The organism is Shimia sp. R10_1 (genome assembly GCF_017744095.1).
GTDB lineage: Bacteria > Pseudomonadota > Alphaproteobacteria > Rhodobacterales > Rhodobacteraceae > Shimia.
The window spans coordinates 114,532-127,637 of sequence record NZ_JAGHQX010000004.1 but is presented as its reverse complement, the minus strand read 5'-3'; the positions used below and the strand labels follow the sequence as shown (position 1 = coordinate 127,637).

The 13,106-nt window shown below is 53.3% G+C and carries 16 protein-coding genes; 7 read left to right on the top strand and 9 right to left on the bottom strand.

The window, feature by feature from the left end:
- The first annotated feature begins 8 nt into the window (after positions 1-8).
- From motA to J7413_RS09505, 7 genes are all read left to right on the top strand, one after another.
- Complete coding sequence (gene motA, locus J7413_RS09535; RefSeq protein ID WP_209097850.1) at positions 9-878, top strand: flagellar motor stator protein MotA; 870 nt, start codon at positions 9-11, stop codon at positions 876-878.
- Positions 875-3,199: a hypothetical protein gene (locus tag J7413_RS09530; protein WP_209097849.1), complete on the top strand. Its 2,325-nt coding sequence runs from the start codon at positions 875-877 to the stop codon at positions 3,197-3,199. Before motA ends, J7413_RS09530 begins: the two co-directional genes overlap by 4 nt.
- A 67-nt stretch (positions 3,200-3,266) precedes the next feature.
- A complete protein-coding gene (locus J7413_RS09525; RefSeq protein WP_247743434.1) occupies positions 3,267-4,037 on the top strand; it encodes a transglycosylase SLT domain-containing protein in 771 nt (256 codons plus the stop codon).
- Positions 4,038-4,040: 3 nt separating this feature from the next.
- Complete coding sequence (gene flhA / locus J7413_RS09520; RefSeq protein WP_209097848.1) at positions 4,041-6,125, top strand: flagellar biosynthesis protein FlhA; 2,085 nt, start codon at positions 4,041-4,043, stop codon at positions 6,123-6,125.
- On the top strand, positions 6,125-6,898 hold the full coding sequence (locus tag J7413_RS09515; protein WP_209098042.1) for a flagellar biosynthetic protein FliR: 774 nt from the start codon (positions 6,125-6,127) through the stop codon (positions 6,896-6,898). Before flhA ends, J7413_RS09515 begins: the two co-directional genes overlap by 1 nt.
- Positions 6,895-7,986 carry a flagellar type III secretion system protein FlhB gene (locus J7413_RS09510; protein ID WP_209097847.1) on the top strand — a complete coding sequence of 364 codons (1,092 nt, stop codon included), beginning with the start codon at positions 6,895-6,897 and terminating at the stop codon, positions 7,984-7,986. Before J7413_RS09515 ends, J7413_RS09510 begins: the two co-directional genes overlap by 4 nt.
- The gene (locus J7413_RS09505) at positions 7,983-8,393 is read left to right on the top strand and encodes a hypothetical protein (RefSeq protein ID WP_209097846.1); all 411 of its coding nucleotides are present in this window, start codon (positions 7,983-7,985) and stop codon (positions 8,391-8,393) included. Before J7413_RS09510 ends, J7413_RS09505 begins: the two co-directional genes overlap by 4 nt.
- A gap of 119 nt (positions 8,394-8,512) precedes the next feature.
- Here J7413_RS09505 and J7413_RS09500 read toward each other — a convergent pair whose 3' ends face one another.
- The 9 genes from J7413_RS09500 to J7413_RS09460 are packed head-to-tail and all read right to left on the bottom strand — an operon-like array spanning position 8,513 to position 13,097.
- Entirely contained in the window at positions 8,513-9,031 is a 519-nt protein-coding gene (locus J7413_RS09500) for a flagellar basal body-associated protein FliL (protein WP_209097845.1), read from the bottom strand.
- A 12-nt stretch (positions 9,032-9,043) separates the two neighbouring features.
- Entirely contained in the window at positions 9,044-9,751 is a 708-nt protein-coding gene (flgH, locus tag J7413_RS09495; protein ID WP_247743452.1) for a flagellar basal body L-ring protein FlgH, read from the bottom strand.
- 40 nt (positions 9,752-9,791) lie between these two features.
- Positions 9,792-10,211, bottom strand: coding sequence for a flagellar basal body P-ring formation chaperone FlgA (gene flgA, locus J7413_RS09490; protein WP_209097843.1), 420 nt, complete (start codon positions 10,209-10,211; stop codon positions 9,792-9,794).
- 1 nt (position 10,212) lies between these two features.
- Entirely contained in the window at positions 10,213-10,998 is a 786-nt protein-coding gene (flgG, locus tag J7413_RS09485; RefSeq protein WP_209097842.1) for a flagellar basal-body rod protein FlgG, read from the bottom strand.
- 15 nt (positions 10,999-11,013) lie between these two features.
- Positions 11,014-11,727, bottom strand: a complete 714-nt coding sequence (locus J7413_RS09480) for a flagellar hook-basal body complex protein (protein ID WP_209097841.1) — start codon at positions 11,725-11,727, stop codon at positions 11,014-11,016.
- Between the two features lie 2 nt (positions 11,728-11,729).
- On the bottom strand, positions 11,730-11,999 hold the full coding sequence (locus J7413_RS09475; RefSeq protein WP_209097840.1) for a flagellar biosynthetic protein FliQ: 270 nt from the start codon (positions 11,997-11,999) through the stop codon (positions 11,730-11,732).
- Positions 11,999-12,286, bottom strand: a complete 288-nt coding sequence (fliE, locus tag J7413_RS09470; protein ID WP_209097839.1) for a flagellar hook-basal body complex protein FliE — start codon at positions 12,284-12,286, stop codon at positions 11,999-12,001. Before fliE ends, J7413_RS09475 begins: the two co-directional genes overlap by 1 nt.
- Positions 12,287-12,308: 22 nt before the next feature.
- On the bottom strand, positions 12,309-12,695 hold the full coding sequence (flgC, locus tag J7413_RS09465) for a flagellar basal body rod protein FlgC (RefSeq protein ID WP_209097838.1): 387 nt from the start codon (positions 12,693-12,695) through the stop codon (positions 12,309-12,311).
- Positions 12,696-12,713: 18 nt separating this feature from the next.
- Positions 12,714-13,097 carry a FlgB family protein gene (locus J7413_RS09460; protein WP_209097837.1) on the bottom strand — a complete coding sequence of 128 codons (384 nt, stop codon included), beginning with the start codon at positions 13,095-13,097 and terminating at the stop codon, positions 12,714-12,716.
- Positions 13,098-13,106: the final 9 nt, after the last annotated feature.

Here is a 13,106-nt window from a genome sequence, read left to right as displayed (position 1 = left end):
TTAGACTCATGATCAGCATTATCGGCATCGCTGTCGTTTTCATCATGGTTTTGGGTGGTTACGTGCTGGCGGGCGGTAACCTTGGCCCCATTTTTAAGGCGCTTCCCTTTGAGATGATTATTATTGGCGGCTCGGGGGTTGGCGCATTTCTGCTGTCTAACGATGGCGCCGCGGTAAAACACACGCTGAAAGATCTGGGAAAGGTCTTCAAGGGGCCGAAGTGGCAGCCGCAGGACTATCAAGATCTCCTCTGCCTGCTCTTTGAGCTCATACGATTGGCGCGCAAAAATCCCGTCGCCATCGAAGAGCATATCGAAAACCCGGAAGAGTCGTCCATTTTTCAGAAATACCCAAAAATCCAGGCCGACAAAGAAGCCGTAAACCTCATTTCTGACACCATGCGTTCGGCATCTATGAACTATGACGATCCACATCAGGTCGAAGAAGTGTTGGAAAAGCGTATCGAGGCGAATCTTCATCATTCCCTGCACTCATCGCACGCGTTGCAGTCTCTTGCTGACGCATTGCCCGCGCTGGGAATTGTGGCCGCGGTTTTGGGTGTGATCAAAACCATGGGGTCAATTGATCAGCCCCCAGAAGTCCTTGGTAAAATGATCGGCGGCGCGCTTGTAGGGACGTTCTTGGGGGTTTTCTTGGCTTATGGTCTCGTCGGCCCGTTCGCGGCGAAAATCAAAGGTGTCATCGAAGAAGATGCGCATTTCCACCAGCTGATCCGTGAAGTGTTGATCGCAAACCTGCACAACCATTCACCGAATATCTGTATCGAAGTTGGGCGTCAGAATACCCCAGCGCACAACCGCCCGCAGTTCGCTGAACTCGAAGAGGCACTTAAAGAAGTTAAGAAGGAAGCGGCGTGAGACCACTACTCCTGTCCATTCCGTTGGCCCTCCTGGCCACAACCGTTCAGGCTCAAAACGTGCCCTTTATCTCAGGGGAACACGAAGATTTCACTCGTCTGGTCGCTACACTGCCAACCAGCGACACAGCTTGGACAATCAATCGGACGGGCCAAGGCTATCGTATCAAGATTGAGGGCGATGCCCTCGATCTTGATACGGAAAACGTGTTTGACAAGATCCCGCGGACACGTCTGGCCGACATTCGCGCGAATGACAGAACCGGTGAGGTTGACTTAACGCTCGCCTGTGATTGCCGTGTCGTCACGATCCCTTACAACGAACGCTATGTCATATTCGACATTCGCGAAGATCTCTCTTCAGCACCGGAAGATGTGCCTCAGATCCCACTTTCTTTTGGGGAAGATGTCGAAAGCGTGTCACCTCAACGGCTCTTTCGCTTCTCAGCACTGGAAGCTGCAAAGCCGGTACCACTCACACCAACAATTGAGCAAAATCCGGAACAGAAACCCGATTTTTCTGGTCTGTTGGCGCTTGAGACGTTCGTAAATCGCAATGTACAGGTCACAACACTGAGGCAAGACCTCATAAAGCAGGTTGATCGCGCAACATCTCAGAACCTGCTGGATTCTCAAATTCAGATGCCAAAGCCGTCCAATGCTGATGGATCCGTTGAGATGGCGAACGGATCTCAATTCAAGACACCAGCGACACCTAGCAAAAACATGGATCATATCCCGCCTCAAGCCTCGATCGGCTTGGACGGCGAGAACCTCAACATAGCCGCCTACAACGTGATTGATGAAGTTGGGCGCGACATTGCCGCACTTCTAAATGGTAAAGTGGGCGTCGGAACCTGCATGCCTGACTCAGCGGTCAACATCGCAGAGTGGAGCGGCGACAAAAGCTTTGTGGAAGAACTTGCAAAAATACGCAGGACCCTCGTTGGCGAATTCGATCGCACAGATGAAAAAGCTATCAAGAAACTTGTGCAGCTATACGTGCACTACACATTTGGCGCAGAAGCTCTGCAAGCTCTGCAGCTTCTTCCCAATACCGGCGAGACCCGTGTTCTCAGTGCAATGTCACATATCGTGGATGGAGAAGTTCCTGTCGGTGACGACAACGTCTTTGCACAGCAAGGCCACTGCTCTGGGCATGTCGCCCTTTGGGCTGCATTATCCGGCGAACGTTTGACAGGCGAAAGTGCGATTAACGGCGCAATGGATGGGCTCAACACTTTGCCACGTCATCTGAGAGAGTATCTCGGGCCGAAGTTGAGCAATGCACTCGTAAACCAGGGTGAAACCGAGGCAGCCACACTTGTCTTGAACGGTATCGAACGGTCTAACCCGCAGCCAGGGACGAGTTTTGATTTTGCGCAGGCGAACTTAGACGCCGAGATGGGCAACACCGACCAGGCAGATTCCACTTTGGAAGACATCGCCACCCAAAACACGGATCTGGCGACTCATGCGGTGGTAGAGCTGATCGATTCTCACGTGAAACAAGACTTGCCGCCGTCTCACGACACCATCTCACTGGTTGGTGCCCTCGCTGTAGAGCACAAAGTTGGCGCGATGGGCCCCCCACTGCGACGCGCACATGCTTTGGCGCGGATGCTCGTTGGTGAGTTTGAACCTGCGTTTGAAATTATCGGTGAGATCGAAGAAAGAGACGGTGTTACAGCTGCGGTTGAGGTACGAAGCCGCCTAACCAATGCCGTGATCAACCATGCACAAGACTTTGACATTGTGTCGTTCACGCTGTCGGAGAGCCTGGCTGACCCTGGGAAAATCAGCCCAGACACAGCACTCGCGCTGGCGCAGAAGATGTTTGAGTTGGGATTTGTTGGTGAAACAAAACGCCTGCTTCAGACGGCACAAAACACGCATAAGAATGATGCCAAACGCCTTCTTAAAGCGCGTATCGCTCTGGCAGAGTCTTTGCCCCGCAGAGCTGAGGCAGAGCTGTTAGGAATGACCTCGCCCGAAGCAGAGCGTGTGCGTGCAGAGGCGCGGTCACTGGTCGGAGACCACGAAATGGCGGCAAAAATGCTGTCAGACCTAGGAGACACTCAAAGCGCAGAAGAGCAAAACTGGCTTGGTGGAAATCTGGATGCGCTCTCTGGCTCCGAAACAGAAGTCTACCGACAAACAAGCGATCTCATTGCAAACTCGGTGGCAGGAAACTCTGAAGAAGATGCAAGCCCCCAAGGGATTCTTGCGCGCAACCGTGGGCTACTTGAAAACAGCGCCGAGAGCAGAAAGCTCCTGGACGATTTGTTGAATTGGCACCGCCTTACAGAGCCTTCTTCTTAACCACGCTTACCAAATGTAAATAAACGACCGATAGCTTGGCCTCAAACTGGGGCAGAAAGCTATCGGTATGAAAAAACAGAATGTTTTCAAAGCATTGTTGCGAGGGTCTCGCGACTCGCTTTTGATTTTTGGCTTAGGTGCGCTTGTCACCTTGTGGAATCCTTTCATGCAAGGGATTCGGGTCGCACATGCCAGCACTCAAGAGGCCGAAACCTGCGATCGCGTTGCACGCATTGTTGCCAGCGAAACAGGTGTGCCACTCGATGTTTTGCGTGCCATCACTCGAACAGAAACAGGCCGCGCCAAAAACGGAGTGCTCTCGCCTTGGCCATGGACCGTCAACATGGAAGGCAAAGGGGTCTGGTTTGAGTCCCAGCATGAAGCTCTCGCCTATGTTCAAAAACACTTTGCAGCTGGGGCGCGAAGCTTCGACGTAGGCTGCTTTCAGCTGAACTATCGCTGGCATGGCCAACATTTCACCGATGTGACCCATATGTTCGATCCAGTCGCCAACGCCCGCTACGCAGCTGATTTTCTCTCTCGTCTATACGTTGAAATGCAGAATTGGGATGATGCCGCTGCTGCGTATCACTCCCGAACACCTAAATATGCCGAAAAATACAAAGCGCGCTTTAAGCGCATTATGGCCAACTTGCCAGATCCTGACTCGATGCCACTCTCCCCTCAAAAGCAATCCAAGCCACTGATTCAAACGGCCACTGTCGTGAGAGAGAACAATTTTCCTCTGCTCAAAAGAGGGAGCAGCAATGGTGCGATGGGTTCTCTCTTCCCAGGCAGCACAGGCTCCGTCCGTCCATTTCTCGGCTCTGGAGGCTGATCTGTGAACCCGCAAACGCTCAAAACACTATTCAGTCCCACCATCCTTTTGGCTCTGGCCCTCATGGCGATTATTGTCATGATGATCCTGCCAATGCCGTCCTGGGTCTTGGATATCGGTCTGGCCGCATCCTTTGCTTTGGCCATTTTGATCTTTACGGTCACACTCTTTATTGAGCGGCCTCTGGATTTTTCCGCCTTCCCGACGATCCTGCTCGCATCCCTGATGCTGCGCCTTTCGCTCAACGTATCTTCAACCAAGCTGATTATCGGCCAGGGTCACACGGGAACCGGCGCTGCAGGCGACGTGATCGAAGGCTTCGCCAACTTTGTTATGGGCGGCAGTGTCTTCCTTGGCTTGGTCGTGTTCTGCGTCCTGTTGATTGTGAACTTCATGGTGATCAACAAAGGTGCAACACGAATGGCCGAAGTCGGTGCGCGTTTTGCGCTGGACGGGATGCCAGGTAAACAGCTTGCCATCGACAGCGACATGTCCGCAGGCGCCATTGACCACGCCGAAGCCAAGGCACGCCGCGAGCGCGAACAGCAAGAAACAACTTTCTTTGGCTCACTCGACGGTGCCTCAAAATTCGTAAAAGGGGATGCTGTCGCTGGCCTTTTGATCACCCTGCTTAATCTGGTGATGGGCCTGATCATGGGGGTTGCCATTCACGGCATGCCCATCGGCCAGGCCTTCGAAACCTATGCGATCCTGACTGTTGGCGACGGTCTGGTCACCCAGATCCCAGCCGTGATCATTTCGATCGCATCAGCGCTGTTGCTGGCACGCGGAGGGACCACAGGGTCGACCGACCTCACGCTGGTAAAACAACTCGGCAACTACCCCCCAGCGCTTGCAACTGTGGCTGTGCTCATGGTGCTCTTTGCTCTGGTACCGGGCCTTCCTTTCTTGCCATTCCTGTTTGGTGGTGCGGTTTTGGGCGGAGCAGCCTACTACCTCTACAAAAACAAAGAACAAGAAGAAGAGGCAGCGGTCGAAGAAGAGGCGCCCGTACTACCACGCGACAAGCCGATCGGCGACGTCTTGGATCTGGATGACATCCACGTGGAATTTGCAACAGATCTGGTCAACATGGTGCTCGACCCTGGTGCTGGTCTGGATGCCCGGATCACCAATATGCGGACTCACGTTGCTTCGACTTTCGGCCTGATCCTTCCTGAAATTCGTTTGACGGATGAACCTTCTTTGCCCAATGGCACTTACACCATCCGCATTCAGGGTGTGGAGCAGGTGCGTGACAGGCTAGAGCCAGAGAAGGTGCTAGCCCTTGCTGGTGACACGCCAGACGCGCTGCCTCCGGGCGAAGATGTGTCGGAGCCGGTCTATGGTGCACCTGCGCGCTGGATTGACAGTAAAGCGCAGGAAGCCGCAGCGCTGTCTGGCATTACCATCGTGACGCCCGGCGAAGTGCTGGCGACACATCTGCTGGAAACCATCAAGACCAACTTCGGTCGCCTTCTGACGTTTAAGGCGCTGCGGCGGATCTTGGATGAGATGGTCAATCTTTCAGATCCTGTACGTGCGGAAGCCAACCGCCGTATGATGGACGAGTTCGTTCCGGATAAAGTTCCACTTGATCTCTTGCACCGCATCTTGCGTATGCTGCTGGACGAACAAGTCTCTATCCGAAATATGCCTCTCATACTGGAGGGCATCGCCGAAGCACGACATGTCAGCGTTATGCCAGATGCCATTTGCGAAAACGTGCGCCAACGACTTGGGTTCCAATTGATTTCCGAACTCAAGCGCGAAGACGGCACAATCCCACTCGTGCAGCTCGCACCAGAATGGGAAGATACATTTGCCACCTATCAAGTGGACGGAGAGGCAGGAAATATGGATGTCGCGTTGCCTCCTGATGTGTTCAATTCACTCGCACAATCGATCGCCGATCGCATGAATGAGGCCGGAAACAGTGGCATCTTCGCAGCCCTCGTTACCTCAACACGACGCAGGCGTTTCCTAAGAACCGTTTTGAGCGCCAAAGGTATCTCAAACCCGGTGCTTTCATTTGAGGAAATCGGACTAGACGCCCGGCCAGCACTTGTGGGGGTTGTGGCCGCATGATGGAGAATGCGCTGGCGGTTCTAAACATAACGGAGGCTATGCTTTGGCATGGCTTCCTTGTGTTTTTGCGCATTGGTGCAGCGGTTTCTGTCTTTCCTGCATTTGGTGAACAGAGCGTGCCTCCCCGGATCAAACTTGGCGTCGCACTTGCCTTCACAGCGATTGTCGCGCCAGCCGTACCTGTTTTTGAATCGGTTCCTCCAAGCATGGGCGCAGTCGCGCGCTACACGGTGACGGAAGGATTGATTGGCCTTTTGATTGGCATTTCTGTGCGCATGTTCATTTTTGCACTCCAGACCGCAGGCACCATCGCCGGCCAGTCCACATCACTCGCACAATTGCTGGGCGGTGCATCTGGTGAACCACTGCCAGCGATCGGCAACGTTCTGGTTCTTGGCGGCTTCGCGCTTGCCGTAACAATGGGGCTGCACGTCTATCTCGCCCGCTATCTGATCGGGTCCTACATGCTATTCCCAGCCGGAGTTTTCCCAGCGAGAGAGATTATGACAGAGTGGGGTGTACCACAGGTTTCCTCAGCCTTTGGCATGGCGTTCCGCCTGGCGGCGCCATTTGTGATTATTTCTGCAATCTACAACCTGATGCTAGGCGTCATCAACCGCGCTATGACTCAGTTGATGGTGGCGTTTGTTGGCGCGCCTCTTATTACGGCTGGCGGGTTGTTCCTCCTGTTCCTCGTGGCACCCGCGCTTTTGACACTTTGGTGGGGCGCGTTGCAGGGCTTCATGATCAACCCGATTGAGGGCCTGAGATGAGCGGAGGCGGTCAGGACGATGACAGCGAAAAGTCCTTTGAGCCGACCCAGCAGAAACTGGAGCAGGCACGAAAAAAGGGTGAAATCGCAAAGTCTGCTGATGTTTCAGTTGCCGCGGGTTATCTGGGCATCACATTGGCATTTTTGGCTATAGGCGCCGGCACAATCAAAGCTGCGGGCAACGGGCTGATGGTCCTCCTGGATCAGGCTGAATCCATAGCTCCCCTCGTTTTCGAAGGCAGCCCGTCCGCCCCAATTGGCGGTATCATGATGGAAACCATTTGGTCTATCGCACCCTGGTTTTTCATCCCGATGATCGCAGTTATCCTGAGCATCATCGCTCAGAACGCCTTTCTGTTTACACCTTCGAAAATTCAACCAAAGCTCTCAAAAATCAGTCCTATTTCTAACGCAAAGAATAAGTTTGGGCGCAACGGCCTGTTTGAGTTTGCAAAGAGCTTTGTCAAACTCACGATTTATTCGCTTTGCCTGGGCATTTTTCTAAACATCAGAATGCCGGAAATGGCATCCTCCATTCAGCTCGATCCCATTATGGTGCCCGCGCTTTTAGGGCGACTGATGCTTGAGTTTCTCATGATCGTCATTGTTGTCGCCGCCTCTATCGCGGTTGTCGACTATTTCTGGCAACGCGCTGAGCATATTCGCAAGAACATGATGACGCGCAAGGAAATGACAGACGAACAAAAGGAATCCGAGGGCGATCCACATATGAAGCAGCAGCGCCGTCAAAAGGGACAAGAAATCGCGATGAACCAGATGCTGGCGGATGTGCCGGAAGCAGATGTGATCATCGTGAACCCCACGCACTACGCCGTCGCACTCAAATGGTCCCGTCTACCTGGCGCAGCGCCAATCTGCGTTGCCAAGGGTGTTGACGAAATCGCCGCACGCATCAGAGAAAAGGCGCAAGAAGCTGCCATTCCAATTCACCGTGATCCTCCAACCGCGCGCGCGCTGCATGCGATCGTGGAGATCGGTCAAGAAATTCCAGAAGAACAATATCAAGCCGTCGCAGCAGCCATCCGCTTTGCGGATGCGATGCGTGCCCGAGCGAAAGGCCGCGTATGAGCGAAGACCTAAATGACCTGCATGTGATTACTCAAGCGCGCTACCAAAAAGCCCAATCGGCGATGCAAGCGGTACAGGCAGAGGAAAACAAGCTTCGCGGCTTGCTCAATGACCTGACAGAACAGGAAAAAGCCGGCCGCGAAAGCATGCGCAGCGACAGTATGATGAGCATGACGGGTGGCGACTTGGCATGGAATAACTGGATTGGCCGGAACAGAAAAATTCTCAATCACCAGCTTGCAAACGTGTTGGTGCGTAAAGAGATGGCCTACCGAGAGCTGCAAAATCACTTCGGCAAAGCGGACGTAATGCAAAACTTACTGGAAGATGCCGAATTCAAACGTCGCCAATTGCGCCAAATGGCATTGATCGAGTCGGTGATGGAGACGAAGCTGAGTTGCGGATAAAATCCCAACATCGCTGTCAAACTCACCAATCTATCTGAAACGCAAAGAAAAACGCGCCAGACCTTCGCCCAGCGCGTTTTCTATTTGGCCTAACACGCAAATGCGTGCGACGAGTTCCTTTAGGATACGTCCTGGCGCGTGATTTGAACAATCAGCACATCGGAGATTTCGTCCCCATAAACGTTCTGCGCAACATCTACGAAAGTCTGGCGAAGCGGTTCCAGTTTGCTGGAATTCGTGAAGGCGCCATTGAAGCCTCCGATATTGGCGTGATCAAACATCGCTTGCAGTAGAGCACCACGAATGCGTGGCTCCGCCTGGAACACGCTTTCAGTCGTTCCGGCATCCACTTCTAGGGTCAATGTGATCAGGATAAGCGACGTAACAGAGCTGTCGTTCACAACGGGAATAATGAACTGATCAACCAGCTCAACGTATTCACGCCCGGTTGGGACACCCTCTGCCTTTTCTTCTTTCTTAGGCTCTTTCTTCATGGCGTGTTCGTCAGAATGCTCTGCACCTTCGGCCATTTCAGCGTCCATGACAGGAGGCTCAGGTGCCGGGCGCAGGGCAATGCCTGCTCCGACACCAGCCCCGACACCTACTAGCAACATAATGATTGGAAGAAGTTTCTTCATAGTCGTCCCCGATCAGAATGGGAGCACAGCATCCAGAACTTGCTGCCCAATTCTTGGTTGTTGCACGTCGGTGATTTGTCCACGGCCACCATATGAGACCCGAGCTGACGCGATTTTATCAAAGGTAATTTCGTTCTTCCGTGAGATATCTGCCGGTCTTACATAGCCCGATACAAGAAGCTCTCTCAGTTCAAAATTCACACGAAGCTCCTGGGTTCCTTGGATAGCGAGAACGCCGTTGGGAAGCACATCCGTGATCGTGGCAGCCACACGCAATGTCAGCTTTTCGCTACGCTTAACGGAGCCGTCACCACTGCTTTTGCTAGAAGATGTCAGATCAACAAGTGGGTCTGTGGTCGCACCTTCGGGAAGACGGCCATTCACACGTTGAGGAATACCGATCAGCTGCGGTACGCTTAGGCTTTCGGTGCCACTACGGTTGCGCTCTGTTTCGTTGTCGATTTCTGCTTCTTCATCAACTTCAATCACAACCGTCAAAATGTCGCCACGCTGTGCTGCGCGACGGTCGCCTAGCAAAGACTGTTTGTTACCGCTCCAGAGCGAGGCGCTGTCTGATCTTCGCGACACATTTGTTTGCACCGGCAACGGTGGATTCATCATCGCATAGTGCTCTTGCGTATTGGTGGTGGGCGAAAATGTCGGGGCTTTACCGATATGATCCATGCGGGCACATGCGGAAACAGCCAGCGCTGAAATCATGAGGATTGCTGAAAAAAGACGCACGACTCTCTTCCTTTGATTAGTTAGACACATGGACACTGCCGTCTGGCATCACGATACCGGTCACAGTCGAACGAGATCCGATATTCATTACACGCAGGGACTCTCCAGCTCCTGCCCGCGCCAGTGAACGGCCTTCGGTAGAAATAGCCAAGCCACCCGCGTTGTAGCGAAGGTTTACAACTTGATTGCGCTCAACAAGAGCTGGCGCACCAATATCTCCAAGCCGAATAGGACGACCCGGATAAATTGCTTTGCGCGCTTCTTGGCCGATGACGGCTTCCAGATCAGAATGCACCCCGGCCACATCACCTTTTTTCACGCCAACAACGTCAGCGGTGACGATCGTATTCGCGCGAATGGTTTGGGTCGCCACGACGATCTCCGCCGAAACCGAACCAGCACTCATCAAAAGGACAGCTGTTAGGATGCGTTTCATCTTATCTCACCTGCGATGTGGCAGCCATCATCTGGTCAGCCGCTGTGATAACCTTGGCGTTCATTTCGTACCCGCGCTGTGCTTCGATCAGCTCGGTCACTTCGCGAACGGCATCAACAGAGCTGTCTTCGAGATACCCTTGACGCAGAGTGCCAAGTCCATCTTGACCAGGATCAGAAACAGCCGGAGCACCGGAAGCTTCGGTTTCTAAAAAGAGGTTGCTGCCAATCGCTTCCAGACCCTTGGCGTTGGAAAAATTCGCCAAGGTAAAGCTGCCCAAAAGCTCCGCTTCAGGGGCATCATTGAAGTACGCATAGACCTCACCATCGGCATTGATCGAGATGCTGCGCGCATCTTCAGGAATGGTAATCTGAGGCGCGACCGGGAAGCCATCAGACGTGACGATGAGACCATCCGCACTGCGCTTCAGCCCACCGTCTCGTGTATATGCAGATTGCCCGGAAGGCAGTTGCACTTCCAGATAGCCTTTGCCTTCGATCGCGATATCCAAGTCACCGCCTGTATTGGACAGCGAACCTTGTTCCAACTGGACAGAAATCGCGGAAGGCCGAACACCCAAACCAACTTGAACACCTGTTGGCAAAATCGATCCGTCAGAAGCACTGATCGCACCCGCACGCGACACTTGCTGATAATGCAAGTCGGCAAATTCAGCGCGCCGTGCGTTGTAACCTGTGGTCGACATGTTTGCGAGGTTGTTTGAAATGGTTTCGACACGCAGCTGCTGTGCGCTCATGCCTGTGGCTGCAATCGTAAGGGCTCGCATGGCAAAATCCTTTGGTTACTTGATGAGGTTTTTCACCGCGTCGCGAATGCGGTTGTGTTCGTTGTCAAGGAAGGTCTGACCCATTTCATAGGCCCGCTGCACCTCGATCATGCGCGAAATCTGAGTGATCGGGTTCACGTTGGAATTCTCAAGAAAGCCCTGAAGCATGCGCCCTTCTTCGATCGGCTCATAACCATCAGGTGCATCAAACAGCACACCAGACTCGCGCTTAAGATCCAGCGGATTGATCGGACGATACAAACCAATCTGCCCAAGAGGCTCGCCATCTACGCTGACAGTCCCGTCTGAGGACACCTCAACACCTTTTGCATCTGGTGGGATGAATACGGGCGCGCCGCCGGCATCCAAGACCAAGTTCCCATCCATAGTCACCAGATCGCCATTTTCATTGGGTGTGAAAGCCCCAGCGCGAGTCAGGCGTTCACCCTCTGGGGTCTGGATGAGAAAAAAGCCGGTGCCTTCAATGGCAAAGTCAAAATCCCCACCGGTTCTTTTAAGGGCGCCTTGCTCCAGAGAGGTGGTTTGCACGTTCGCTGCCGCCATCGAAATACTTTCCGTACCCGGTGCAGACTTAATAAACTCGGAGAATGTGACCCCTTCGGCGCGGTACCCGGTGGTCGCAGCATTGGCAATATTGTTGGCGAGCACCGTCATCTCGCGTTTCAAGCCAGATTGACGGGTCAGGGTTGTGTAGCCAGCGTTATCCATAGTCAGCCTCCGACAACAAGCGGGATAATTTGAGATTGAAAAAACGACACCAGCGTCTGAACCATAAAGCCCATGGTCGCCCAGAAGATAATGACGATGCACAAGACCTTGGGCACAAACGTCAGCGTCATTTCCTGAATTGACGTAAGCGCTTGAAACAAGCCAACGACCACACCAGAAACCAACGCCACTGCCAAAATTGGCGTGGAGATCAGAACTGCGACCCAAAGCCCTTGGCGCAGAGTGTCAAAGAAGATGGCCTGCTCCAGCATCAGACAGGCATGCGCAGGATTTCTTGATAGGCTTCAACAACCTTATTTCGCACGGTAACAGCGGTTTCGACCGCAAGTTCCGTCTGGGCCAAAGCCTGCACCAAGGTGTGCGGATCTGCTTTGCCAGTCATGGCCTGCATCGACACCTGCTCGCTTTCTTGAAGCGTTGCGGCAAAGTCTTTGGCCATCCCGACAAGGACATTGCCGCCTTGGCCATTTTCAGCCGGCCCAGTTGCAGGCTTTGAAGCGGTGTATTTCTGTGCGGCGAGTACTGTACGGACATCCATTCTGGCTCTCCTTATTCAAGTGTTATTTTCTCAATAGTTCCATCAGCGAGGATGACATCTGTCGGGTTTGGTCAAACATTTTGAGATTGGCCTCGTAGCTGCGCTGCGCTTCGCGCGCGTCAGCTATTTCGATGATCATATCAACGTTAGAACTCAGATAATTGCCCGTCGCGTCTGCCATTGGATGGCTTGGATCATAGATCTGCTGTCCTTCAGTGCGATCGAGTTGCACGGGGCTCACGGTTACGCGCCCGTCCCCAGACGCCGTATCGGCTTCAAAGCTCACGGTCTTACGTTGGTATCCAGGGGTATCAGCGTTTGCGATGTTTTCTGAAACATGCCGCAAACGCGCCGCCTGCGCGCGCAAGCCAGAGGATGTAACGCTGAGTGCGGTGCCAAAATCGCTCATAAATCCAAAACCTTTTCGTTAGCGCGCTGCTGCTGCGCGCAAGACAGTCAATGCTGATTTGTAGATGGCAACCGAACGATCATGCTGTCGCTTGACATCGACCGCCTTCAGCATCTCTTCTTCGACGGAGACGCTATTGCCATTGGGAGAAACTTCAGCAGTTGCGAGACCTGGTGCCATGCCTGATGACTCAAGGCTGCTTCCATGATGACCTGCACGTGTGGCGCGCATGCTACCAACACCCGAGTCATTCTGATAAAGCTCTTTGAAAGGTTTGATATCACGGGCCTGGTACCCAGGCGTATCCGCATTCGCCATGTTCTGCGCAACGACAGCCTGTCGTGCGGCAGCATGTTTACCCATCGCATGGGCGGCTTTAAAAACGTCCAATGATTTGAACATCGGGGCTTC

What these genes read in the sequence shown, in the direction of transcription:
- motA (WP_209097850.1), top strand. Translation starts at nt 9, where the DNA reads ATGATCAGCATTATCGGCATCGCTGTCGTTTTCATCATGGTTTTGGGT.
- J7413_RS09525 (WP_247743434.1), top strand. Translation starts at nt 3,267, where the DNA reads ATGAAAAAACAGAATGTTTTCAAAGCATTGTTGCGAGGGTCTCGCGAC.
- J7413_RS09515 (WP_209098042.1), top strand. Translation starts at nt 6,125, where the DNA reads ATGGAGAATGCGCTGGCGGTTCTAAACATAACGGAGGCTATGCTTTGG.
- J7413_RS09510 (WP_209097847.1), top strand. Translation starts at nt 6,895, where the DNA reads ATGAGCGGAGGCGGTCAGGACGATGACAGCGAAAAGTCCTTTGAGCCG.
- J7413_RS09505 (WP_209097846.1), top strand. Translation starts at nt 7,983, where the DNA reads ATGAGCGAAGACCTAAATGACCTGCATGTGATTACTCAAGCGCGCTAC.
- J7413_RS09500 (WP_209097845.1), bottom strand. Translation starts at nt 9,031, where the DNA reads ATGAAGAAACTTCTTCCAATCATTATGTTGCTAGTAGGTGTCGGGGCT.
- flgH (WP_247743452.1), bottom strand. Translation starts at nt 9,751, where the DNA reads ATGATTTCAGCGCTGGCTGTTTCCGCATGTGCCCGCATGGATCATATC.
- flgA (WP_209097843.1), bottom strand. Translation starts at nt 10,211, where the DNA reads ATGAAACGCATCCTAACAGCTGTCCTTTTGATGAGTGCTGGTTCGGTT.
- flgG (WP_209097842.1), bottom strand. Translation starts at nt 10,998, where the DNA reads ATGCGAGCCCTTACGATTGCAGCCACAGGCATGAGCGCACAGCAGCTG.
- J7413_RS09480 (WP_209097841.1), bottom strand. Translation starts at nt 11,727, where the DNA reads ATGGATAACGCTGGCTACACAACCCTGACCCGTCAATCTGGCTTGAAA.
- J7413_RS09475 (WP_209097840.1), bottom strand. Translation starts at nt 11,999, where the DNA reads ATGCTGGAGCAGGCCATCTTCTTTGACACTCTGCGCCAAGGGCTTTGG.
- fliE (WP_209097839.1), bottom strand. Translation starts at nt 12,286, where the DNA reads ATGGATGTCCGTACAGTACTCGCCGCACAGAAATACACCGCTTCAAAG.
- flgC (WP_209097838.1), bottom strand. Translation starts at nt 12,695, where the DNA reads ATGAGCGATTTTGGCACCGCACTCAGCGTTACATCCTCTGGCTTGCGC.
- J7413_RS09460 (WP_209097837.1), bottom strand. Translation starts at nt 13,097, where the DNA reads ATGTTCAAATCATTGGACGTTTTTAAAGCCGCCCATGCGATGGGTAAA.